Here is a 22,097-nt window from a genome sequence, read left to right as displayed (position 1 = left end):
CCAGCAATGGATCTTCTAGCGGACCATTTCCCGGCCTAGTCTGGAGGCACCTTTACCCGGACATGGAACCGAGCCATGAGCACGTCCCTGCAGATTCGTCCCGTCGGCGCCGGCGACCACGCCGCCTGGCTGCCGCTGTGGGAGGGCTACCAGCGCTTCTACAAGACCGAGATCGCCGCCGCTACCAGCGACGCCACCTGGCAGCGCTTCCTCGACGCCGACGAACCGATGAACGCCGCCCTCGCCTGGCTCGACGAGCGCGCCGTGGGCCTGGTGCACTGGATCTACCACCGCTCCTGCTGGACCGTCGGCGACTACTGCTACCTGCAGGACCTGTTCGTCGCCGAGGGCCTGCGCGGCGAAGGCATAGGGCGCCGGCTGATCGAGCATGTCTACGCCGAGGCCGGCGCCGCTGGCTGTTCGCGGGTGCACTGGCTGACCCACGAGAGCAACAGCGACGCGATGAAGCTGTACGAGCGCATCGCCGACAAGTCCGGTTTCCTTCAGTACCGCAGGATTCTCTGAGGCCCACCATGCGCGAACCCTTGAACTGGCGCCCCGTCGCCACTCCACCCCACGCCCCGCTCGACGGCCGCTTCGTCAAGCTCGAACCGCTCGATCCGCAACGCCACGGCGACGACCTGTGGGACGCCCTGCAAGGGCCTGGTGCCGACCCGTTGCTGTGGGAATACCTGGCCTACGGCCCGTTCGCCGAGCGCCCGGCGTTCGACGCCTGGCTGGCCGGCCAGGCGGCCAGCCGCGACCCGCTGTTCTTCGCCGTGCGCGAGCGGCGCACGCAGCGCGCCGTCGGCCTGCTCAGCTACCTGCGGATCACGCCGAAGGATGGCGTCATCGAAATCGGCCATATCGCCTTCGGCGCGCCGATGCAGCGCACACCGGGGTCTACCGAGGCGGTCTACCTGCTCGCCGAACTCGCCCTCGGCCGCCTCGGCTACCGCCGCCTGGAGTGGAAGTGCAATGCCGGCAACGCCCGTTCGCTGCGCGCCGCCGAGCGCCTGGGCTTCACCTACGAAGGCACCTTCCGCCAGCACATGGTGGTCAAGCAGCGCAACCGCGACACCGCCTGGTTCTCCCTGCTCGACAGCGAATGGCCGGCGCGACAGGCGGCGTTCGAGCGCTGGCTCGATCCTTCCAACTTCGACGCCGAAGGCCGCCAGCGGCAGACGCTGGAGGCGCTGCGCGACTAGCCCCTGGCAGGGACTGCCGGTCGCTCAACGGTACTCCGGCAGCCAGTGCAGGCTGGCCAGGATGTGCGCGACCGCGTTGGCCACGCCGAACAGCAGCACCAGCACGATCGCCGGCGTGCCGCCCCAGGCGCGGAACAGCGGGCTGCCGAAGCGCTTGCGCGAGGCCCGCGCCATCAGCGCCGGAACGATCACCGCCCAGAACGCCGCGGCCAGCCCGGCGAAACCGATGGCGTAGATGAAGCCGTTGGGGAACAGCAGCCCGCCGATGGTCGGTGGGACGAAGGTCAGCAACGCGGTCTTGAAGCGCCCGAAGTGGCTGTCGTCGAACCTGCACAGGTCGGCCAGGTAGTCGAACAGGCCGAGGGTCACGCCGAGGAAGGAGCTGGCCACCGCCAGGTTGGAGAAGGTGGTGAGCAACGCGTTCAGCGAATCCGACGCGGTGATCCGGTGCAGGTATTCCACCAGGGTGCCGACGTTGCTGCCGCCGGCGATGATGCCCTTGAACTGCTCGCGCGGGATGGTGCCCAGGGTGCTGGCCTGCCACAGCAGGTAGATGGCCAGGGCGATCAGGGTGCCGATCCACAACGAACGGCTGATCCGCTGCGGGTCCTTGCCGTAGTACTTCATCAGGCTCGGCACGTTGCCGTGGTAACCGAAGGAAGTCAGGCAGAACGGCAGGGTCGCCAGCAGGTAGGGCCAGTAAACCGCGTCCGGCTCGCCGCTGTTGAACAGGATCGCCGGCTGGATGCGCCCGAGCAGGCCGCTGATGGAGAGGCCGAAGGTAATGATCATGCCGCCGAGCATCAGCGTGGTGATGCGGTCCACCGCGCGGGTGCTCCACCACACCACCAGCGCCACCGCCAGGGCGAACAGCAGCCCGGCGAGCTTTTCCGGCAGGGTCACGCCGAGGCCGCTGGACAGGGTGTAGCCGATGATCGAGCCGCCGCCGGAGATATAGGCATAGGTGAGGATATAGAGGACGAAGGCGATGCTCAGCCCGTTGACCACATTCCAGCCCTGGCCGAGCAGGTCGCGGGTGATGGTCGAGAAGCTCGAGCCCACCGGGTAGTTGAGGTTGGCCTCGAGGATCATCATCCCCGACAGCAGCATGCAGAACCAGGTGAGCAGGAACACCGCCACCGACCAGCCGAACCAGATGCCGGACATGGCGATGGGCAGGGAGAACATTCCGGCGCCGACGGCGGTGCCGGCGATGATCATCGAACCGCCGAGCAGCGAGGGCCGGCGGCTGGGCGTTTGAGCTGGAGAGGACGACACCTGGACTTCCCGATAGTCAGCGCCTGCGGCGCGACGCGCCGTTGGGCAGAGGCGGCATTCTAGGCGGCGCGCGCGCCGGGCGCACCCTGGCAGGGCGAACAGCCGGCCGACGCGGCAACCGATGCCGATAAAAAAAGGGGAGCATCATGCTCCCCCAGGGACTTTAACCGTCTGTCGCGGTCAGCCCGCAATCTCGATCAGGATCTCGCCCGGGTTGACCCGGTCGCCCTTGGCCACGTGGATCGCCTTGACCGTACCGGCGATGCCGGCCTGGACCTCGGTTTCCATCTTCATCGCCTCGGTGATCAACACCGCCTGGCCGGCCTTGACGCTATCGCCTTCCTTCACCAGCACGTCGACGATGTTGCCCGGCATGGTGGTGCTGACGTGGCCCGGCTCGCTGGCATGCTTGCGGCCGCTGGCGGAGCCGGCGACATATTCGTTGAGCGGCTCGAACACCACTTCTTCCGGCATGCCGTCGATGGACAGGTAGAAGTGCCGCTTGTTGTCGCTCTTCACGCCGACCCCGGTGATGTCGACGCGGTAGGTCTCGCCGTGCACGTCGATGACGAACTCGGTCGGGGTGCCTTCCGCGCCAGCGGCGGCGACGCCCTTGCCGGTGGGAATCGGCAGCAGTTCCTCGGGCTTCAGGGTGCCGGCCTCACGCTCTTCGAGGAACTTGCGCCCGATGTCCGGGAACATCGCGTAGGTGAGTACGTCTTCCTCGGACTTGGCCAGGTTGCCGATCTCGCTGCGCAGCTTGTTCAGCTCCGGCTTGATCAGGTCGGCCGGGCGCACGTCGATGACTTCCTCGCTGCCGATGGCCTGGCGCCGCAGTTGCTCGTTGACCTCGCCGGGGGCCTTGCCATAACGGCCCTGCAGGTACAGCTTCACTTCGTTGGTGATGGTCTTGTAGCGCTCGCCGGCGAGCACGTTGAAGAACGCCTGGGTGCCGACGATCTGCGAAGTCGGCGTCACCAGCGGCGGGAAACCGAGGTCGGCGCGGACCCGCGGGATTTCCTCGAGCACCTCGCCCATACGGTTCAGCGCGCCCTGCTCCTTGAGCTGGTTGGCCAGGTTGGAAATCATCCCGCCCGGCACCTGGTTGACCTGCACGCGGGTATCCACGCCGGTGAATTCGCTCTCGAACTGGTGGTACTTCTTGCGCACCGCGTGGAAGTACATGCCGATCTCCTGGATCAGCTCCAGGTCCAGGCCGGTGTCGTAGGGGGTACCGCGCAGCGCCGCGACCATCGACTCGGTGCCCGGGTGGCTGGTGCCCCAGGCCATGCTGGAGATCGCCGTGTCGATACGGTCGGCGCCGTTTTCCACGGCCTTGAGCTGGCACATGCTGGCGACACCGGCGGTGTCATGGGAATGCACCACCACGTCCAGCGGCAGGGCGTCCTTCAGGGCCTTGACCAGGTCGCCGGTGGCATAGGGGGTGAGCAGGCCGGCCATGTCCTTGATGGCGATGGAGTCGACGCCCATGTCGGCCATCGCCTTGCCCTGGGCGACGAAGGCCTCGATGGTGTGCACCGGGCTGGTGGTGTAGCAGATCGTGCCCTGGGCGTGCTTGCCGGCGGCCTTCACCGCCTCGATGGAGACGCGCAGGTTACGCACGTCGTTCATCGCGTCGAAGATGCGGAACACGTCGATGCCGTTGACCGCCGCCTTGGCCACGAAGGCGCGCACCACATCGTCGCTGTAGTGGCGGTAGCCGAGCAGGTTCTGCCCGCGCAGGAGCATCTGCAGGCGGGTGTTGGGCAGCGCCGCCTTGAGCTTGCGCAGGCGTTCCCACGGGTCTTCCTTGAGGAAGCGCACGCAGGCGTCGAAGGTGGCGCCGCCCCAGACTTCCAGCGACCAGTAGCCGACGCGGTCGAGCTTGTCGCAGATCGGCAGCATGTCCTCGGTGCGCATGCGGGTCGCCAGCAGCGACTGGTGGGCATCGCGCAGGATGGTATCGGTGACGCCGGTCTTCTTCGCTTGGATGGTGTTGCTCATGTTCTGCTCCTTCCCTTACAGGCCGGCGTGGGCCGCGATGGCGGTGGCGATGGCGATGGCCAGGTGCGACGGGTTGCGCTTGATCGAGTACTGGGTCAGTTCCGGGTGGCTTTCGACGAAGCTGGTGTTGAACTGGCCGCTGCGGAATTCCGGGTTGCGGAGGATTTCCTGGTAGTACGGCGCGGTGGTCTTGACCCCTTGCACGCGCATGTCGTCGAGGGCGCGCAGGCCGCGATCGAGGGCCTCTTCCCAGGTCAGCGCCCAGACGATCAGCTTCAGGCACATCGAGTCGTAGTACGGCGGGATGGTGTAGCCGGTGTAGATCGCCGTGTCGGTACGCACGCCGGGGCCGCCGGGGGCGTAGTAGCGGGTGATCTTGCCGAACGAGGGCAGGAAGTTGTTCTTCGGGTCCTCGGCGTTGATGCGGAACTGCAGGGCGTAGCCGCGATGGACGATGTCGTCCTGCTTGACCGACAGCTCCAGCCCGGAAGCGATGCGGATCTGCTCGCGGACCACGTCGATGCCGGTGATCTCCTCGGTGATGGTGTGCTCCACCTGGACCCGGGTGTTCATCTCCATGAAGTACACCTCGCCGTCGGCGAGCAGGAACTCCACGGTGCCGGCGTTCTCGTAGCCCACCGCCTTGGCCGCGCGCACCGCCAGGTCGCCGATATAGGCGCGCTGCTCGGGAGTGAGCTGCGGGCTCGGGGCGATCTCGATGAGCTTCTGGTTGCGGCGCTGGATCGAGCAGTCGCGCTCGAACAGGTGCACGGTGTTGCCGAAGGAATCGGCGAGGATCTGCGCCTCGATGTGCTTGGGATTGACGATGCACTTCTCGAGGAATACCTCGGCGCTGCCGAAGGCCTTGGTCGCCTCGGAGATCACCCGCGGGAACGCCTGTTCCAGCTCCTCGCGGCTGTTGCAGCGACGGATGCCGCGACCGCCGCCGCCGGAGGTGGCCTTGAGCATCACCGGGTAGCCGATCCGCTCGGCTTCGCGCAGGGCCTCGGCGAGATCGGCGACGTTGCCTTCGGTGCCGGGGGTGCAGGGCACGCCGGCGGCGATCATGCTGCGGCGGGCTTCGGTCTTGTCGCCCATGCGGCGGATCACTTGCGCCGACGGGCCGATGAACTTGATACCGCGCTCGGCGCAGATTTCCGCCAGCTCGGCATTTTCCGAGAGGAAGCCATAGCCGGGGTGCAGGGCGTCGCAGCCACTTTCCACCGCCAGGTTCACCAGGGCGCGCGGGTTGAGGTAGCCGGCCAGCGGGTCCGCGCCGATGCTGTGGGCTTCGTCGGCGCGCTTGACGTGCAGCGCGTGGCGATCGGCCTCGGAGTAGACGGCCACCGAGCGGATGCCCATCTCGGCGCAGGCGCGCACGATGCGGACGGCGATCTCGCCGCGGTTGGCGATCAGGATCTTCTTGATCACGGAGGTCTCCCTCTTCGGGGTTGGGAACCTGGTACGGTCGATCCGGATATTCCGGTCGCTGCATGACCGGCAGGCAGCTCCCGGTCGCGCTTTTACCCTACCCCCGTGAGGGTGATTAACAAAAATCAATAATTATTGGGATAGCCATTAGAAAAGCTTTATAGTCGCCCGACCGATCTCGGTCAGAGTGTGACTGGAATGCGTAAGTCGTTGATGCGTATGACATTACGGCAGCTTCAGGTTTTTCGTGCCGTATGCGAGAGCCGCTCCTACAGCCGGGCGGCGGAGGAAATGGCCCTGACCCAGCCGGCGGTCAGCCTGCAGATCCGCCAACTGGAAGAGCTGGTCGGCCAGCCGCTGTTCGAGTACGTCGGCAAGAAGCTCTACCTGACCGATGCCGCCGAAGCCCTGCTGAAGACCAGCACCGACCTGTTCCAGCGCCTGGAAAGCCTGGACATGCAGCTCTCGGACCTGAAGGGCTCGCTGCAGGGCCAGTTGCGCCTGGCGGTGGAGTCCAGCGCCAAGTACATCACCCCGCACCTGTTCAAGGCGTTCCAGAACCTGCATCCGGAAGTCAGCCTGAGCCTGACGGTGGTCAACCGCACCCAGGTGATCAAGCGCCTGGCCGACAACCGCGACGACCTGGTGATCATGTCCCTGGTACCGCAGGACATGGCCCTGGAGTTCCTGCCCTTCCTGAACAACCCGATCATCGCCGTGGCGCCGCCGGACCATCCGCTGTGCAACGCCGCGAAGCTGGCCCTGAAGGACCTGGAGCCCTTCCCGCTACTGGTCCGCGAACCGGGCTCCGGCACCCGCAAGGCTTGCGAGGAGTTCTTCCAGCAACGCCGCGCGCACTTCTCGCAGATCCAGGAGATCGCCTCGCTGGAGTCCCTGCGCGAAGGGGTGATCGCCGGCCTCGGCCTGGCCCTGCTGCCGCGCCATGCGGCGCACCAGGAACTGGCCAACGGCCTGCTGCGCGAACTACCGGTGGAGGAATTGCCGCTCTATCGCAGCTGGTGCCTGGTGCACGCCAAGGGCAAGCGCCTGAGCCCGGTGGCCCAGGCGTTCGTCGCCTTCGTCCGCGAGGAGCGGGCGCTGATCAGCCAGCTCGCTGGGCGCTTCGCCGGCCCTGGCGGTTCGAGCTGAGGTAGGCGGCGGCTACCAGCTCGGGGTAGTCGGCCAGTTCCTGGCGCAGGCGCAGTTCTTCGCAGTGGTCCTCGATCGCCCGGCGGAATTGCATGCGCCGCTGGTCTTCGAGCTTGCGGCGGGTTTTCGAATCCACGTGCTGGGCATTGGCATCGCTATGACGGGGCATCTCGCGTCTCCCATGGCCGACTGGCTGGAGTCGCGAGCATCGCGCAGCAATGTGACGGTTTGGCGGCAGGCCGGTGAAGACTGCGTTATGCCTTCCCGGCGGCGCCTCAGGACGGCTCGCCGCGCTCTTCCTGGTTCTTCATCACCTTCGGCGACAGGCGCAGGCTGCGCAGGCTGCGCTTGACGCTCTTGAGGTGGTTGACCAGGTCCGGGCCGCGGGCCATGGCCACGCCCATCGCCAGCACGTCGATCACCACCAGGTGGGCGATGCGCGAGGTCAGCGGGGTGTAGATGTCGGTGTCCTCGTGCACGTCGATCGCCAGGTTGACCGTGGCCAGGTCGGCCAGCGGGGTCTGGCTCGGGCACAGGGTGATCAGCGTGGCGCCGGCCTCGCGCACCAGGTTGGCGGTGATCAGCAGGTCCTTCGAGCGACCCGACTGGGAAATGCAGATGGCCACGTCGCTGGGCTTGAGGGTCACCGCCGACATCGCCTGCATGTGCGGGTCGGAGTAGGCCGCCGCCGACAGCAGCAGGCGGAAGAACTTGTGCTGGGCATCCGAGGCCACCGCGCCGGAAGCGCCGAAGCCGTAGAACTCCACGCGCTGGGCGTGGGCGATGGCGGCGATGGCGCGCTCCAGGGCGTGGGTGTCCAGGTGCTCGCGGACTTCCATCAGGCTGTGCAGCGTGGTGTCGAAGATCTTCAGGCTGAAGTCGGCCACCGAGTCGCTCTCATGGATCGAGAACTGGCCGAAGCTGGCGCCGGCCGCCAGGCTCTGCGCCAGCTTCAGCTTGAGGTCCTGGAAGCCGCTGCAGCCGATGGCGCGGCAGAAACGCACGATGGTCGGCTCGCTGACCCCGACCCCATGGGCCAGTTCGGCCATGGAGCTGTGCATGACCGACGCCGGATCGTTGAGAACGTGATCGGCGACCTTGAGTTCCGACTTGCGGAGCTGTTGGCGGGACTGGGCTATGTGCTGCAGCAGGTTCACAGGCTGGGCTCGATTCTCTGTAGTAACCTTGTAGTTATACTACAAACAGTCAGCCACGCCCAGCCAACGCCGTCGGGAGCTTGCCTTGAGTACACCAGCCACTCCAACGTCCTGCGACATCCTGGTCTTCGGCGGTACCGGCGACCTGGCCCTGCACAAGCTGCTGCCGGCGCTCTATCGCCTGCACCGGGAGGACCGCCTGCCGGCCGATACACGGATCTTCGCCCTCGCCCGCAGCGCGCTGGACAACGCCGCCTTCCTCGCCCTCGCCGAGCGCAACGTCCGCGCGGTGGTGGCGCGCAGCGAGTTCGCCGCCGAACAATGGAAAGGCTTCGCCGCGCGCCTCGACTACCTGGCCATGGACGCCTCGCAGAGCGCCGACTTCGGCCGTCTCGCGCGGCACCTGAAGAGCAGCGAGGGCCGGGTGCTGGTGCACTACCTGGCGACCTCGCCGAGCCTGTTCGCGCCGATCGCGCAGAACCTCTCCATCGCCGGCCTCGCCGGGCCGCAAGCGCGCATCGTGCTGGAAAAACCGCTGGGCCATTCGCTGGACTCGGCGCGGGCGATCAACCAGTCCATCGGCCGGGTGTTCGACGAGTCGCGGGTGTTCCGCATCGACCACTACCTGGGCAAGGAAACCGTGCAGAACCTGATGGCCCTGCGCTTCGCCAATGCGTTGTTCGAGCCGGTCTGGCGCGCGGCGCACATCGACCATGTGCAGATCAGCGTCAACGAGACCCTTGGCGTGGAGAACCGCGGCGGCTACTACGACCACGCCGGGGCGATGCGCGACATGGTGCAGAACCATCTGCTCCAGTTGCTCTGCCTGGTGGCGATGGAGGCGCCGGTGCGTTTCGACGCCGAGGCTGTGCGCAACGAGAAGCTCAAGGTGCTGCAGGCGCTGAAGCCGATCTCCGGGCTCGACGTGCAGGACAAGACGGTACGCGGCCAGTACGCCGCCGGCAGGATCGGCGGCCAGGAGGTGCCGGCGTACTACTTCGAGAAGAACGTCGACAACGACAGCGATACCGAGACCTTCGTCGCGCTCCAGGCCGAGGTCGAGAACTGGCGCTGGGCCGGGGTGCCGTTCTACCTGCGCACCGGCAAGCGCATGGCGCGCAAGTGCTCGGAAATCGTCATCCAGTTCAAGCCGGTGCCGCACAGCCTGATCGACGGCGGCGGCGGGCCGGCCAACCGCCTGTGGATAAGGTTGCAGCCGGAGGAGCGGATCAGCGTGCAACTGATGGCCAAGACCCCGGGCAAGGGCATGCAACTGGAACCGGTGGAGCTGGACCTCAACCTGGCCGAGGCCCTCAGCCGCAACAAGCGGCGCTGGGACGCCTACGAGCGCCTGCTGCTGGACGTGATCGAGGGCGACTCGACGCTGTTCATGCGCCGCGACGAGGTAGAGGCCGCCTGGGGCTGGGTCGACCCGATCCTCGCCGGCTGGCGCGAGCACTACCAGAGCCCGCGGCCCTACCCGGCCGGCAGCAACGGCCCGGAACAGGCGCAACTGCTGCTGGAACTGCAGGGTCGACGCTGGCTGGAATGACGCGGACATTGATCCGGCTCAGGATCGCCCGGCGCGCGCTCGGCTAGAGTCGCGCGCCCACGTCGTTGCGAGCCCGAACCATGACCGCCACCACCCTCCGCCCCGAACTGCTGTGCCCCGCCGGCACCCTGAAAAGCATGCGCTATGCCTTCGCCTACGGCGCCGATGCCGTCTACGCCGGGCAGCCGCGCTACAGCCTGCGGGTGCGCAACAACGATTTCGACCACGCCCAACTGGCCGAAGGCATCGCCGAGGCCCACGCACTTGGCAAGCGCTTCTACGTGGTGGTCAACATCGCCCCGCACAACGCCAAGCTGAAAACCTTCCTGCGCGACCTGGAGCCGGTGGTCGCCATGGGTCCGGATGCGCTGATCATGTCCGATCCCGGCCTGATCATGCTGGTTCGCCAGCATTTCCCGCAGATGCCCATCCACCTGTCGGTGCAGGCCAACGCGGTGAACTGGGCCGCGGTGCAATTCTGGCGGCAGCAGGGCCTGACCCGGGTGATCCTTTCCCGCGAGCTGTCGCTGGAGGAGATCGAGGAAATCCGCCAGCAGGTGCCGGACATGGAGCTGGAAGTGTTCGTCCACGGCGCCTTGTGCATGGCCTATTCCGGGCGCTGCCTGCTGTCCGGCTACATCAACCGCCGCGACCCCAACCAGGGCACCTGCACCAATGCCTGCCGCTGGGAATACAAGGCGGTGGAGGGCCGCGAGGACGAGCTGGGCAACGTGGTGGCGCGGGAGCCGACCCTGGGACGCGGCGCGCCGACCGAGCAGGTGTTCCTCCTCGAGGAAGGCAACCGTCCCGGCGAACCGATGGCCGCCTTCGAGGACGAACACGGCACCTACATCATGAATTCCAAGGACCTCCGCGCCGTGCAGCACGTCGAGCGGCTGGCGCGGATCGGCGTGCACTCGCTGAAGATCGAGGGCCGCACCAAATCCCACTACTACGTGGCGCGCACCGCCCAGGTCTACCGCCAGGCGATCGACGACGCGGCGGCCGGCAAGCCGTTCGACCGCGGCCTGATGGACACCCTGGAGTCCCTCGCCCACCGCGGCTACACCGAGGGCTTCCTGCGCCGCCACGTGCACGACGAGTACCAGAACTACCAGCACGGCCATTCGTTGTCCGAGCGCCAGCAGTTCGTCGGCGAACTCACCGGCGAACGCCGCGACGGACTGGCCGAGGTGGAGGTGAAGAACCGCTTCCAGCGCGGCGACAGCGTCGAACTGATGACTCCGCGAGGCAACCTGAGCCTGCGCGTGGAGGACCTGCGCAACGCCGCCGGCGAGGCCATCGAGGTGGCGCCGGGCAATGGCCACGTGGTCTACCTGGCGCTGCCGGAAGGCCTGGACCTGTGCTACGCGCTACTGATGCGCGATCTCCAGCCCGGCCAGGATACCCGCCAGCCGCAGGCCGAACGCAGCGGCGGGTGTGCCGGCAAGGGCGCTTGCGGCTGCGCTCACTGAGGGTTGAGCAGGAACACCACGTAGCCCCTGAACCAGGGGCTCTTTTCCAGGTAGTCGGGGGCTTGCCAGTCGCCGCCCTGGACCAGGCCGATCCGGTACGGCAGCTGCAGGCGGCTGACCCGCGGGAGGTAGGCGGCGTGGTTGGGAATGCTGTGGCGCCCCTGGTAGGTCTGCACCACCACTTCATCGACCACGCCCTTGAGCCGGTTGATCGCCGCCGGCTCGGCGTTGCTGCCCCAGTCGAGCAACCCGGTGATGCTCAAGCGGTATTCGCGGGGCAGGCGCCGGCGCAGGTCGCGGAGGAAATCGACGTACTCGTCGAGGTAGCGGGTACGCGCATCGAAGTCGATCTGGATGCCGACCACCGGGTTGCCGGCACGCTTCCAGCGCTGCACCTGGTTCAGCACGGCCTGGTAGATCTGCGGCGTCCAGCGCAGGGTATGGGCGCGGTACACCACCCAGACCTCACCCCGCGCCAGGCGTGGCACCGAGATGCCCTGGGCGATCAGCCGCACGCCCTCGCCGGGGCGCCGGCGCGACTGGCTGATCTGTCCCTGCAGGATGTACAGCGTCTCGGCCCGCGCCAGCACCGGCTGCGGCGCGACGCCGCTCCACAGCCAGAAGGCGCCGTAGTCCTCGGCGCGCACCGCGGCCTCGACGGACGGCAACAGCGGCAGGCCCAGCAACAGGCCCGCCAGCCAGGCTCGCCAGCGCCTCACCAGTAGTACTTCAGTTCCTTGGCCCAGGAGCTGTCGGCGTAGGTCGACTTGAGCGTACGGAACCATTGCTTGCGCTCGGCCTGCGGGATGTCCTGCTGGCCGCAGGTGTTGTAGCCGGCCGGGGCGAAGCAGTTGATCGCGCGGAACAGCGCGTAGGCCTTGTCTTCGCGCGGAGCCTTGGGGTTGTCCATGACCAGGCGATAGCCATCCAGCCGGGAGTACACCTCGCCCTTGAAGCCGCTCGGGGTGCCGCCCAGCTCGTTGGCCTCGGGCTGGCTGTCCAGCGGCATGCCGTCGAGACCGTTGCGCAGGATGAATTCGCCCAGGCAGTTCAGGCCCTTCGGGTCCTTGTCATCGGCGGCCAGCGCCGCGGCCGACTCGGCGATGGCCGGGCAAACGTAGCCGGACTCGGCCTTGTCGCCCTTCCAGCGGAACAGCTCCAGGCTGTTACCGGCGCCGTAGACATAGCCGAGGCTGGTGCCCAGCTTGGTCTGCGAGGGGGTTTCGCCGAGCAGCGCGAAGTCCTTGCCGAAGTCGGCGAAGCGGCTGCGGCGCAGGTCCTTGTAAAGGAGAGTGAACAGCGCGGTATCGCGCTCTTCCGCCGTCGCGCCCTGCTTGGCCTGGCGGCGCAACAGCGCGGCGTCGGCGACGTTGCGCAGGAGGATGCTGCGCAGCAGCGGCTCCTGGACCGGCGAACCTTCGGCGAAGACCTTTTCCAACTGGCCGCTGCGCTCGTAGTTGAGCGCCAGGGCCAGCTGCAACTGGCCCTTCTGGTACGGCTGCGCGGCCTGCGGCAACAGTTCCAGCCAGAGCGCCTCGGCGGCTTTCCAGTCCTTCTGCTGCTCCAGCGCCAGCCCGCGCAGGGTCTGCTGGCTGAAGCCGACGTAGTCGAGGCTGCCGACCTTTTGCGGCAGCGCTTCGAGGGTCTTCGCCGGATCCTGGTCGACATAGAAGCGATAGGCCGCCTGCAGGTAGGCGAACAGTTCGGGATGCGCGGCGAAGCTGGCCTGTTGGGCCTGCAGCGTTTCCCAGGTGAAGCTGCGCGGGGTCGACGGATCGTGGGCGCGCATCTGCACCAGGTCGGCCACCGCCAGCAGCAGCGGAGTCTGGATGTCGCCGAGCTGGATACCGGTCAGGAGCTTGTTGTCGACCTCCTGGACCAGGTCTTCCAGGGCCATGTTGCGCTGCCCTTGCTCGGCTTCGGCGAATTGCGCGGCATAGTCCTGGGCCAGCAGCTTCTGGTCGCCGGCCAGCCAGTGCACGCGCCGTTGCAAGCCCTTGGCCGAGGCGGCGTAGAGCCCCTTCGGATACGCCTGCAGGTAGGCCTCGAGGGCGCTGCGGGTCTGTTCCAGGCGAGCCTTGTCGACATTCTGCAGCTCGGGGAAGCCCATGTCGTCGAAGGCGTTCTGCTGGGCGGCGTTGAGCAGGGTGCGCGCCTGCAGGTACAGGGCGGTTTCCTTCAGCCAGGGCTGCGACACGTCCTGCAACGCCTTGAAGCCCTGTTCGGCTTCGTCGAAGCGACCGCTGTAGAAGTTGGCCGCAGCCTCCAGGTACGTGGCGAAGGCCTTGCCTGCGGCCGACTCGACGCCTTGCGCGAGCACACCGCCCAGTTCCTCTTGTTCCCAGCCGCAGGCACCGAGCAGGTCCAGGCGGCCGTTGGCCAGGGCCTTGGTCTCCGCCTCGCCCAGCCCGGCGTCACGCACCTGGCGAAGAAACGCCAGCGCGCTGTCCTGGTCGTTGCTGCGGCAGCGGCTGCCCTCGCCCTCGAAGAATTCGGCGCCGGCGATCTTTTCCGGTAGCGCTTCGGCGCCCATCTGCCGGGCCAGTTCGGCGAGCGGCGAGGGCGCTGGCGCAGGCGGCGCGGGCGGCTGGCTGCCGTCGCCGGGCAGCAGGCGGAACAGGCCGAACGGTACCAGGCCGTAGCCTTCGAGCTTCTCTTCCTCCGACGGCGGCGCCTCCACCAGCCGCCAGTGGCCGGCGTCGGCCAGCAGCAGGCGCAGGTTGGCGCGGGTGTCGTTGCCCGGGGCGAGGAACGGCAGGGTATCGCAGACACCGCCGCCGACCAGCGACCAATCGGGATAGCAGGAGTCGTCGCTGCTGGCCTGGGCCAGCGGGGAGAGACCGGCGCCCACCAGCAGGAGGGCGGGAAGAAGCGGCTTCGAGCGCATGAATCGTCCTTAATTCGTGGGAGTCGAAAGTGCTACAGCATACTCCGCCGGATCGCGTTCAACGAGCCTGGCGCAAACCTTCCTCCAGGGCATGGGCCGGCAACGGCCGGCCGATCAGGTAGCCCTGCAGCTCGTCGCAACGCTGGGCCACCAGGAAGTCCCGCTGTTCGATGGTTTCCACGCCTTCGGCGACCACCTTCAGGTCGAGGCTGTGGGCCATGGCGATGATCGCCCGGATGATCGCCGCATCCTCGCTGTTCTGGGTCAGGTCGCGGACGAACGACTGGTCGATCTTCAGGTAGTCCAGCGGCAGGCGCTTCAGGTAGCTGAGCGAGGAATAGCCGGTGCCGAAGTCGTCGACCGATAGCTTCACCCCCATCTCGCGCAACTGGCGGAAGGTCGCCAGGACACTATCGAGGGCGTCCAGCCACTGGCTTTCGGTCAACTCCAGCTCCAGTTGCGCCGCCGGCAGGCCGCTGTCGGCCAGCGCCGAGCGCACTACGTCGAGCAGGTCGCCCTGGCGCAACTGGTGGACCGAGAGGTTCACCGAGACCCGCAGGTTCAGGCCCCGCTGGCTCCACTCGGCGGCCTGCAGGCAGGCCCGGCGCAGGACGAATTCACCGATCTCGCCGATCAACCCGCACTCCTCGGCGAGGCCGATGAAGGTCGACGGCGGGATCATGCCCTCCTCCGGATGGTGCCAGCGCACCAGCGCCTCGACCGAGTCCGCGCAGCCGCTGGCCAGGCACAGCTTGGGCTGGTAATGCACGTCCAGCTGGCCCTCCTCGACCGCCTTGCGCAACCGGGTTTCCAGGCGCAGGCGTTCGAGGGTGCTGTCCTGCAGGTTGTCGCGGAAGAACTGGAAGGTATTGCCGCCGAGTTGCTTGGCATGTTGCATCGCCAGGTTCGCCTGGCTCATCAGCACGGAGATTTCCCGTGCCTGCTCGGAAAACAGGCTGATCCCCAGCGAGGCGCCGAGGATCAACTCGTGGCCGAGCACGCTCACCGGCTGGCGCAACTGGACCAGCAGGCGTTCGGCCAGGCGCGACAGGGCCGCGGTGCCGGTGCCGCCATCGAGGAGGATGGCGAACTCGTCGCCGGCCAGACGCGCCAGGGTGTTGGCTTCCGGCGCGGTGCGCCGCAGGCGCTGGGCCATCTCCCTGAGCAACTGGTCGGCGACCTCGTGGCCGAGGCTGTCGTTGAGCAGCTTGAAGCGGTCCAGGTCGATCAGCAGCAGGGCCAGCCCGCCCTCCTCCTGGCGCGCCCGCTGGGCCGCCTCGTGCAGCCGCTCGCGGAACAACCGGCGGTTGGCCAGGCCGGTCAGTTCGTCGTAGTGCAGCAGGTGACGCAGGCGCTCCTCGACGTCGCGGCGGGCACTGAGATCGGTGAAGAAACCGACGATGTGGGTCGCCTCGCCATTGCCGTCGCGCAGCAGGTTGAGCTGCAGCCATTGGGGATAGGGATCGCCATTCTTCCGCGTATCCACCAGTTCGCCCTGCCACTGCCCGTGCTGGCGCAGCTCGGCGCGGATCTGCCGGTAGTGGCGCTGGGCCTCGGGGGTATTCACCAGCAGGCTGGCGTTGCGCCCGACCACGTCCTCGCGGCGATAGCCGGTGATGCGACTGAAGGCCTGGTTGACCGCCAGCAGGTTGTAGGCCGGATCGAGGATCACGATGCTCTCGCTGGCCGCCTCGAACACTGTCGCGGCCAGTTGCTGCTGCTCTTCCAGGCGCTTGCGCGCGCTGATGTCGCTGCGCGTGCCGAGCATCCGCGTCACCCGTCCCCGCGGGTCGCGAGCCATGGCCCGGCCACGATCCTCCAGCCAGCGCCAGCCGCCCTCCCGGTCGCGCACGCGGTACTCCACCCGGTATAGCTCGCTGCGCCCCTTGAGATGTTCGGCGAGGGCGCGACGGATGCGCGGCAGGTCGCCGGGGTGGATGCTTTCGATCAGCCTGCGATAGTCCTCGGGACCGTCCCCGGCGTCGCTGAAGACCGCCTCGAGATAGGAATGCTGGACCCGGCCGCTCTCCAGGTCCCAGTCCCACAACCCCAGTTCGCTGGCCTCCAGGGCCATGGCCAGGCGCGCCTCGCTCTGGCTGAGCGCCTGGCTGGTCGCGCCAAGCTCCTCGGTGCGCGCCTCCACCCGGCGCTGCAAGGCATCGCGGGCGGCGCGCAGCTCGCGTTCGACCAGGCGTCGCTGGCCGACCTCCTGGGCGAGCTTGCGATTGAGCGCTTCGGCCTCGGCGTTGACACGCTCCAGGTGCAGGTTCAGCGCCTGGGTCTGGAAGCGTCGCAGCAGCGCGCCCTGCACCAGCCGGTGGATCTGCCCGGCGACCACCAGCAGCGCCACCAGCAGGATCAGGCCGAGCACGCCCCAGCCCTGCAACAGGCTATGCGGCTGTAACAGCAGGAAAACGATGGATGGCAGCAGGCCCGGCAAGGCGAAGGTGAGGAAGGCCGGCAGGCTCACCGCATAGGCGACGCTGGCGGAGAGGATCGCCGCCGCCACCAGGCCGAACACCAGCACCTGCTGGAGAAAGGCATCGGCCGGGACCAGCATGATCACCGCGAACGCCAGGGTCAGGCCCGAGGCGCCGGCGCCGCACAGGAAGGTCCGCCGCCAGTGGCGGCTGGCCTGGCGACGGCTGTCGGCCTGCTGGAAGGCGGCGACCTGCAGCAGGCGCAGGACGGCGAGCAACACCAGCCAGACCAGCCAGCCACCGAGCAGCCAGCTGCTGACCTTGCCCCACACCAGGCAGGCGCTGGTCACGCCGCCGAGCAGCATGAGCAGGGTCGGCGTGCGCGAGCCGAGATAAAGGAGCCGGGTACGCTCGATGGCGATTTCGCGGGCGTAGAGCCGCAGTACATCGGTGCTGCCGCCCGGCAGCGCCAAGGGCTCGACATGGACGGTCATAGGCGCTTGTTCTTGTAGTGGTTTGCCTTGAAGTGGCCGGAGCATAACCGAGCAGGGGCAGGCTGCCCAAGGCCGGGATAGAGCATTTTTCCGCAGCCAGGCCCGACGCTGCGCCGGCCTGCGCCGAATGGCGGCCCGGTTTGCCCGGCTTTTCCCCGCCCCGGTAGAATGCCGCGATGAACGACGACCTCTCCCTCCTGCTGAACTCCCTCAACGACCCGCAGCGCCAGGCCGTGGCCGCGCCGCTGGGCCGCCAACTGGTCCTCGCCGGCGCCGGCTCGGGCAAGACCCGCGTGCTGGTGCACCGGATCGCCTGGCTGATCCAGGTCGAGCACGCCTCGCCCTACAGCATCCTGTCGGTGACCTTCACCAACAAGGCGGCGGCGGAGATGCGCCACCGCATCGAGCAGTTGCTCGGGATCAATCCGGCGGGCATGTGGGTCGGCACCTTCCACGGCCTCGCCCATCGCCTGCTGCGCGCGCACTGGCGCGAGGCCGGGCTGAGCGAGAACTTCCAGATCCTCGACAGCGACGACCAGCAACGCCTGGTCAAGCGGGTGATCCGCGAACTCGGCCTCGACGAGCAGCGCTGGCCGGCGCGCCAGGCCCAGTGGTTCATCAACGGGCAGAAGGACGAGGGCCTGCGGCCGCAACACATCCAGCCCGGCGGCGACCTGTTCCTCGCCACCATGCTGAAGATCTACGAAGCCTACGAGGCGGCCTGCGCCCGCGCCGGGGTGATCGACTTCTCCGAGCTGCTGCTGCGCGCCCTGGACCTCTGGCGCGACCATCCCGGCGTGCTCGAGCACTACCAGCGGCGCTTCCGCCATATCCTGGTGGACGAGTTCCAGGACACCAACGCCGTGCAGTACGCCTGGCTACGGATTCTCGCCAAGGGCGGCGACAGCCTGATGGTGGTCGGCGACGACGACCAGTCGATCTACGGCTGGCGTGGCGCACGGATCGAGAACATCCAGCAGTTCAGCGACGACTTCGCCGACGCCGAGGTGATCCGCCTGGAGCAGAACTACCGTTCCACCGCGTCGATCCTCAAGGCCGCCAACGCCCTGATCGCCAACAACCAGGGACGCCTGGGCAAGGAGTTGTGGACCGACGGCGAGGACGGCGAGTCGCTGAGCCTGTACGCCGCGTTCAACGAGCACGACGAGGCGCGCTACGTGGTCGAATCGATCGAGAGCGCGCTCAAGGGCGGCCTGGCGCGCAGCGAGATCGCCATCCTCTACCGCTCCAACGCCCAGTCGCGGGTGCTGGAGGAAGCCCTGCTGCGGGAGAAGATTCCCTACCGCATCTACGGCGGCCAGCGCTTCTTCGAGCGTGCCGAGATCAAGAACGCCATGGCCTACCTGCGCCTGCTCGACGGCCGCGGCAACGACGCGGCGCTGGAACGGGTGGTCAACGTGCCGGCACGCGGCATCGGCGAGAAGACCGTGGAGAGCATCCGCGAATTCGCCCGCGGCAACGATGTGTCGATGTGGGAGGCGATCCGCCTGATGATCGCCAACAAGGTCCTGCCCGGCCGCGCCGCCAGCGCCCTGACCGGCTTCGTCGAGCTGATCGAGAATCTTTCGGCGAAGGTCATGGACATGCCGCTGCACCTGATGACCCAGACGGTGATCGAGCAGTCCGGACTGATCAGCTACCACAAGGAAGAAAAAGGCGAGAAAGGCCAGGCCCGGGTGGAGAACCTCGAGGAACTGGTCAGCGCCGCCCGCGCCTTCGAGAACAGCGAGGAAGAGGAAGACCTCACCCCGCTGCAGGCCTTCCTCAGCCACGCATCCCTGGAGGCCGGGGAAACCCAGGCCGACGCCCACGAGGACAGTGTCCAGCTGATGACCCTGCACAGCGCCAAGGGCCTGGAGTTCCCGCTGGTGTTCCTGGTCGGCATGGAGGAAGGGCTGTTCCCGCACAAGATGAGCCTGGAGGAATCCGGCCGCCTGGAAGAGGAACGCCGCCTGGCCTACGTCGGCGTCACCCGCGCCATGCAGCGACTGGTCCTGACCTACGCGGAGACCCGCCGGCTCTACGGTAGCGAGACCTACAACAAGGTTTCGCGCTTCATCCGCGAGATCCCGCCGGCGCTGATCCAGGAAGTGCGCCTGTCCAATACCGTCAGCCGCCCCTACGGCGGCACTTCGCGCAACGCCGGCGGCAGCCTGTTCAGCGGCGCCGGGGTGCCGGAGACGCCCTTCTCCCTCGGCCAGCGGGTGCGCCACGCGCTGTTCGGCGAAGGGACTATCCTCAACTTCGAAGGCGCCGGCGCCCAGGCCCGGGTGCAGGTGAACTTCGAGAGCGAAGGCAGCAAGTGGCTGATGCTCGGCTACGCCAAGCTGGAAGCCCTGTAGCGGCGCAGCCGCTGGAGAAGGCCCGGAGGAGGACGACATGCTGGCATCCTGGGCCTTCTGGGCACTGCTTTCGGCGCTGTTCGCCGCGCTGACCGCGATCTTCGCCAAGATCGGCCTCGACCGGGTCGATTCGGACTTCGCCACCTTCATCCGCACCCTGGTGATCCTCGTCACCCTCGGCGGCATCCTCGCGGTCCTGGGCAAGTTCCAGGCCCCGGGAAGCATCCTGCCGCGCAGCTGGCTGTTCCTGGTGCTCTCCGGGCTGGCCACCGGTGCCTCCTGGATCTGCTATTTCCGCGCCCTCAAGCTCGGCCCGGCGTCGCTAGTGGCGCCGCTGGACAAGTTCAGCGTGGTGCTGGTGGCACTGCTCGGCGTGGCCTTCCTCGGCGAACGCCTGGACCTGCGCCAATGGCTCGGCGTAGCCCTGGTGACAGCGGGCGTGGTGGTCCTGGCAATCCGCCCATAAGCCCGCTGAATGGCGCTTCGACCTTGGTATAAAGGCGAAAAATCGCGGAAACCCTAGACTGGCGGCCTCTAATAATTCGTCGTCTGAGGTTCGTTCCATGTACCGTGATCGCGTGCGCCTGCCCTCCCTGCTCGACAAGGTGATGAGTGCGGCCGAAGCCGCCGACCTGATCCAGGACGGCATGACCGTCGGCATGAGCGGTTTCACCCGCGCCGGCGAGGCCAAGGCCGTACCCCAGGCGCTGGCCATGCGCGCCAAGGAACGTCCGCTGCGTATCAGCCTGATGACCGGCGCCAGCCTCGGCAACGACCTCGACAAGCAGCTCACCGAGGCCGGCGTGCTCGCCCGGCGCATGCCGTTCCAGGTCGACAGCACCCTGCGCAAGGCGATCAACGCCGGCGAAGTGATGTTCATCGACCAGCACCTCTCGGAAACCGTCGAGCAGTTGCGCAACCACCAACTGAAGCTGCCGGACATCGCCGTCATCGAAGCCGCCGCGATCACCGAGCAGGGCCACATCGTGCCGACCACCTCGGTGGGCAACTCGGCGAGCTTCGCGATCTTCGCCAAGCAGGTCATCGTCGAGATCAACCTGGCCCACAGCACCAACCTGGAAGGCCTGCACGACATCTATATCCCGACCTACCGGCCGACCCGCACGCCGATCCCGCTGACCCGCGTCGACGACCGCATCGGCAGCACGGCGATCCCGATCCCGCCGGAGAAGATCGTCGCCATCGTCATCAACGACCAGCCGGACTCGCCATCCACCGTGCTGCCGCCGGACGGCGAGACCCAGGCCATCGCCAACCACCTGATCGATTTCTTCAAGCGCGAGGTCGACGCCGGGCGCATGAGCAACAGCCTCGGCCCGCTGCAGGCCGGTATCGGCAGCATCGCCAACGCGGTGATGTGCGGCCTGATCGAGTCGCCGTTCGAGAACCTGACCATGTACTCCGAAGTGCTGCAGGACTCGACCTTCGACCTGATCGACGCCGGCAAGCTGCGCTTCGCCTCGGGCAGCTCGATCACCCTGTCGCCGCGGCGCAACGCCGACGTGTTCGGTAACCTGGAGCGCTACAAGGACAAGCTGGTGCTGCGCCCGCAGGAAATCTCCAACCACCCCGAGGTGGTCCGTCGCCTGGGCATCATCGGCATCAATACGGCGCTGGAGTTCGACATCTACGGCAACGTCAACTCGACCCACGTCGGCGGCACCAAGATGATGAACGGCATCGGCGGCTCCGGCGACTTCGCCCGCAACGCGCACCTGGCGATCTTCGTCACCAAGTCGATCGCCAAGGGCGGCAACATTTCCAGCGTGGTGCCGATGGTCAGCCACGTCGACCACACCGAGCACGACGTCGACATCCTCGTCACCGAGCAGGGCCTCGCCGACCTGCGCGGCCTGGCGCCTCGCGAACGGGCCCGGGTGATCATCGAGAACTGTGTCCACCCGTCCTACCAGGCACCGCTGCTGGACTACTTCGAGGCGGCTTGCGCGAAAGGCGGCCACACGCCGCATCTGTTGCGCGAGGCGCTGGCCTGGCACCTGAACCTGGAAGAACGCGGACACATGCTGGCCGGCTGAGGCTGAACCGTTTCATCCGCAACTATTCCCAGCGCCCGGACGATTAATTCTTCCGGGCGTCTGGACAGGGCAGAAAAAACCACGTAAAAACATATTTCGGCGGCCTTTTCTCTTGCCGCCATCGCAACACGCCGACCCGGCCCTTCCGCTTTTCCTGCTGTAACACTTCGTTGTTTCTTTCGGTAACGCACCATGACGGTGCAGAGCGGTACAGTTACGCACCGAAACAACCCATACAGTTCGGAAACACACCCCGGTGATCCAACGCAATTCTCCGCAACTGTTCCTATTCTTGTTGACCTGTTAGTCAGATCATATTGCTCAGTTAATCACTAGCAACCTGACTACCCACCACAAGTGGGAAGGATCGACACATCATGGAACGTACCCTCGGTTCCAACACTTTCGACATCGCTCGCTCCAACCGCCGCAGCAGCAGCCTGCTGGGCACCATGAAACTGTGGCAGCGCCGCATCCAGAGCCGTCGCCAGCTGGCCCGCCTGGACTCCCGCCTGCTCGCCGACGCCGGCATCAGCGAAGCCCAGCGCTACGCCGAGCTGAACAAGCCGTTCTGGCGCTAAGCGATACTGTAACGTCCCGGTTCGGCCCAGCCTGAACTGTA

General features: G+C 67.1%; 17 protein-coding genes. 9 read left to right on the top strand and 8 right to left on the bottom strand.

All coding sequences use genetic code 11. The features are described from left to right. Nucleotides 1-75: 75 nt before the first annotated feature. Together HMPREF3014_RS20020 and HMPREF3014_RS20015 are read left to right on the top strand one after the other, a co-directional pair. Nucleotides 76-525 carry a GNAT family N-acetyltransferase gene (locus tag HMPREF3014_RS20020; protein ID WP_003096834.1) on the top strand — a complete coding sequence of 150 codons (450 nt, stop codon included), beginning with the start codon at nt 76-78 and terminating at the stop codon, nt 523-525. Nucleotides 526-533: 8 nt separating this feature from the next. After that, entirely contained in the window at nt 534-1,208 is a 675-nt protein-coding gene (locus tag HMPREF3014_RS20015) for a GNAT family N-acetyltransferase (RefSeq protein WP_023087931.1), read from the top strand. Between the two features lie 24 nt (nt 1,209-1,232). Here the strand turns inward: HMPREF3014_RS20015 and mtr are convergent, their stop codons facing one another. The 3 genes from mtr to HMPREF3014_RS20000 form a co-directional block, all read right to left on the bottom strand. After that, nucleotides 1,233-2,486, bottom strand: a complete 1,254-nt coding sequence (gene mtr, locus HMPREF3014_RS20010; RefSeq protein WP_003096841.1) for a tryptophan permease — start codon at nt 2,484-2,486, stop codon at nt 1,233-1,235. Nucleotides 2,487-2,666: 180 nt separating this feature from the next. Further along, the gene (gene oadA / locus HMPREF3014_RS20005) at nt 2,667-4,490 is read right to left on the bottom strand and encodes a sodium-extruding oxaloacetate decarboxylase subunit alpha (protein ID WP_003105555.1); all 1,824 of its coding nucleotides are present in this window, start codon (nt 4,488-4,490) and stop codon (nt 2,667-2,669) included. A 15-nt stretch (nt 4,491-4,505) separates the two neighbouring features. After that, complete coding sequence (locus HMPREF3014_RS20000) at nt 4,506-5,921, bottom strand: acetyl-CoA carboxylase biotin carboxylase subunit (protein WP_003096848.1); 1,416 nt, start codon at nt 5,919-5,921, stop codon at nt 4,506-4,508. 213 nt (nt 5,922-6,134) lie between these two features. Here HMPREF3014_RS20000 and pycR point away from each other — a divergent pair, with 213 nt between their 5' ends. Beyond that, nucleotides 6,135-7,070, top strand: coding sequence for a LysR family transcriptional regulator PycR (gene pycR / locus HMPREF3014_RS19995; protein WP_003121355.1), 936 nt, complete (start codon nt 6,135-6,137; stop codon nt 7,068-7,070). On the opposite strand, the gene HMPREF3014_RS19990 is transcribed toward pycR, so the two are convergent. Both HMPREF3014_RS19990 and hexR read right to left on the bottom strand, forming a co-directional pair. Further along, nucleotides 7,024-7,239 (bottom strand): PA3496 family putative envelope integrity protein, encoded by a 216-nt coding sequence (locus HMPREF3014_RS19990; protein WP_003105559.1) that lies wholly within the window; start codon nt 7,237-7,239, stop codon nt 7,024-7,026. The genes pycR and HMPREF3014_RS19990 overlap by 47 nt on opposite strands. Nucleotides 7,240-7,345: 106 nt before the next feature. Further along, a complete protein-coding gene (gene hexR, locus HMPREF3014_RS19985; RefSeq protein ID WP_003096857.1) occupies nt 7,346-8,227 on the bottom strand; it encodes a transcriptional regulator HexR in 882 nt (293 codons plus the stop codon). Between the two features lie 85 nt (nt 8,228-8,312). On the opposite strand from hexR, the gene zwf reads away from it, so the two are divergent. Both zwf and yegQ read left to right on the top strand, forming a co-directional pair. After that, complete coding sequence (gene zwf, locus HMPREF3014_RS19980; RefSeq protein WP_003096859.1) at nt 8,313-9,779, top strand: glucose-6-phosphate dehydrogenase; 1,467 nt, start codon at nt 8,313-8,315, stop codon at nt 9,777-9,779. An 80-nt stretch (nt 9,780-9,859) separates the two neighbouring features. Then, complete coding sequence (gene yegQ, locus HMPREF3014_RS19975; protein WP_003105560.1) at nt 9,860-11,254, top strand: prephenate-dependent tRNA uridine(34) hydroxylase TrhP; 1,395 nt, start codon at nt 9,860-9,862, stop codon at nt 11,252-11,254. Here yegQ and HMPREF3014_RS19970 read toward each other — a convergent pair. Genes HMPREF3014_RS19970 through HMPREF3014_RS19960 form a run of 3 tightly spaced genes read right to left on the bottom strand, consistent with a single transcriptional unit; the run spans nt 11,248 to nt 17,055 of the window. Further along, on the bottom strand, nt 11,248-11,973 hold the full coding sequence (locus HMPREF3014_RS19970; protein WP_003096864.1) for a DUF3142 domain-containing protein: 726 nt from the start codon (nt 11,971-11,973) through the stop codon (nt 11,248-11,250). The genes yegQ and HMPREF3014_RS19970 overlap by 7 nt on opposite strands. After that, nucleotides 11,970-14,141: a PA5441 family protein gene (locus HMPREF3014_RS19965; protein ID WP_023087932.1), complete on the bottom strand. Its 2,172-nt coding sequence runs from the start codon at nt 14,139-14,141 to the stop codon at nt 11,970-11,972. The genes HMPREF3014_RS19970 and HMPREF3014_RS19965 overlap by 4 nt, the downstream gene beginning before the upstream one ends. Before the next feature lie 58 nt (nt 14,142-14,199). Next, complete coding sequence (locus HMPREF3014_RS19960; RefSeq protein ID WP_003458259.1) at nt 14,200-17,055, bottom strand: putative bifunctional diguanylate cyclase/phosphodiesterase; 2,856 nt, start codon at nt 17,053-17,055, stop codon at nt 14,200-14,202. Between the two features lie 176 nt (nt 17,056-17,231). Between HMPREF3014_RS19960 and uvrD the strand changes: the two genes are divergently transcribed. The 4 genes from uvrD (at nt 17,232) to HMPREF3014_RS19940 (ending at nt 22,056) form a co-directional block, all read left to right on the top strand. Next, complete coding sequence (gene uvrD, locus HMPREF3014_RS19955) at nt 17,232-19,418, top strand: DNA helicase II (protein WP_003117615.1); 2,187 nt, start codon at nt 17,232-17,234, stop codon at nt 19,416-19,418. A gap of 37 nt (nt 19,419-19,455) precedes the next feature. After that, nucleotides 19,456-19,884: an EamA family transporter gene (locus HMPREF3014_RS19950; RefSeq protein ID WP_003114104.1), complete on the top strand. Its 429-nt coding sequence runs from the start codon at nt 19,456-19,458 to the stop codon at nt 19,882-19,884. Nucleotides 19,885-19,981: 97 nt separating this feature from the next. Next, a complete protein-coding gene (locus HMPREF3014_RS19945) occupies nt 19,982-21,475 on the top strand; it encodes an acetyl-CoA hydrolase/transferase family protein (protein WP_003096875.1) in 1,494 nt (497 codons plus the stop codon). A gap of 377 nt (nt 21,476-21,852) precedes the next feature. Further along, nucleotides 21,853-22,056 (top strand): DUF1127 domain-containing protein, encoded by a 204-nt coding sequence (locus tag HMPREF3014_RS19940; RefSeq protein ID WP_003096877.1) that lies wholly within the window; start codon nt 21,853-21,855, stop codon nt 22,054-22,056. Nucleotides 22,057-22,097 lie beyond the last annotated feature (41 nt).

This window comes from Pseudomonas sp. HMSC065H01, from assembly GCF_001815235.1.
Taxonomy (GTDB): domain Bacteria; phylum Pseudomonadota; class Gammaproteobacteria; order Pseudomonadales; family Pseudomonadaceae; genus Pseudomonas; species Pseudomonas aeruginosa.
Note: the sequence above shows the minus strand (reverse complement) of the source record. Positions and strands in the feature narration are given on the sequence as shown.

Bases quoted from the DNA above. Each gene is read 5' to 3' on its own strand.
- HMPREF3014_RS20020 (WP_003096834.1), top strand. From the start codon at position 76: ATGAGCACGTCCCTGCAGATTCGTCCCGTCGGCGCCGGCGACCACGCC.
- HMPREF3014_RS20015 (WP_023087931.1), top strand. From the start codon at position 534: ATGCGCGAACCCTTGAACTGGCGCCCCGTCGCCACTCCACCCCACGCC.
- oadA (WP_003105555.1), bottom strand. From the start codon at position 4,490: ATGAGCAACACCATCCAAGCGAAGAAGACCGGCGTCACCGATACCATC.
- pycR (WP_003121355.1), top strand. From the start codon at position 6,135: ATGCGTATGACATTACGGCAGCTTCAGGTTTTTCGTGCCGTATGCGAG.
- HMPREF3014_RS19990 (WP_003105559.1), bottom strand. From the start codon at position 7,239: ATGCCCCGTCATAGCGATGCCAATGCCCAGCACGTGGATTCGAAAACC.
- yegQ (WP_003105560.1), top strand. From the start codon at position 9,860: ATGACCGCCACCACCCTCCGCCCCGAACTGCTGTGCCCCGCCGGCACC.
- HMPREF3014_RS19965 (WP_023087932.1), bottom strand. From the start codon at position 14,141: ATGCGCTCGAAGCCGCTTCTTCCCGCCCTCCTGCTGGTGGGCGCCGGT.
- HMPREF3014_RS19960 (WP_003458259.1), bottom strand. From the start codon at position 17,055: ATGACCGTCCATGTCGAGCCCTTGGCGCTGCCGGGCGGCAGCACCGAT.
- uvrD (WP_003117615.1), top strand. From the start codon at position 17,232: ATGAACGACGACCTCTCCCTCCTGCTGAACTCCCTCAACGACCCGCAG.
- HMPREF3014_RS19950 (WP_003114104.1), top strand. From the start codon at position 19,456: ATGCTGGCATCCTGGGCCTTCTGGGCACTGCTTTCGGCGCTGTTCGCC.
- HMPREF3014_RS19945 (WP_003096875.1), top strand. From the start codon at position 19,982: ATGTACCGTGATCGCGTGCGCCTGCCCTCCCTGCTCGACAAGGTGATG.
- HMPREF3014_RS19940 (WP_003096877.1), top strand. From the start codon at position 21,853: ATGGAACGTACCCTCGGTTCCAACACTTTCGACATCGCTCGCTCCAAC.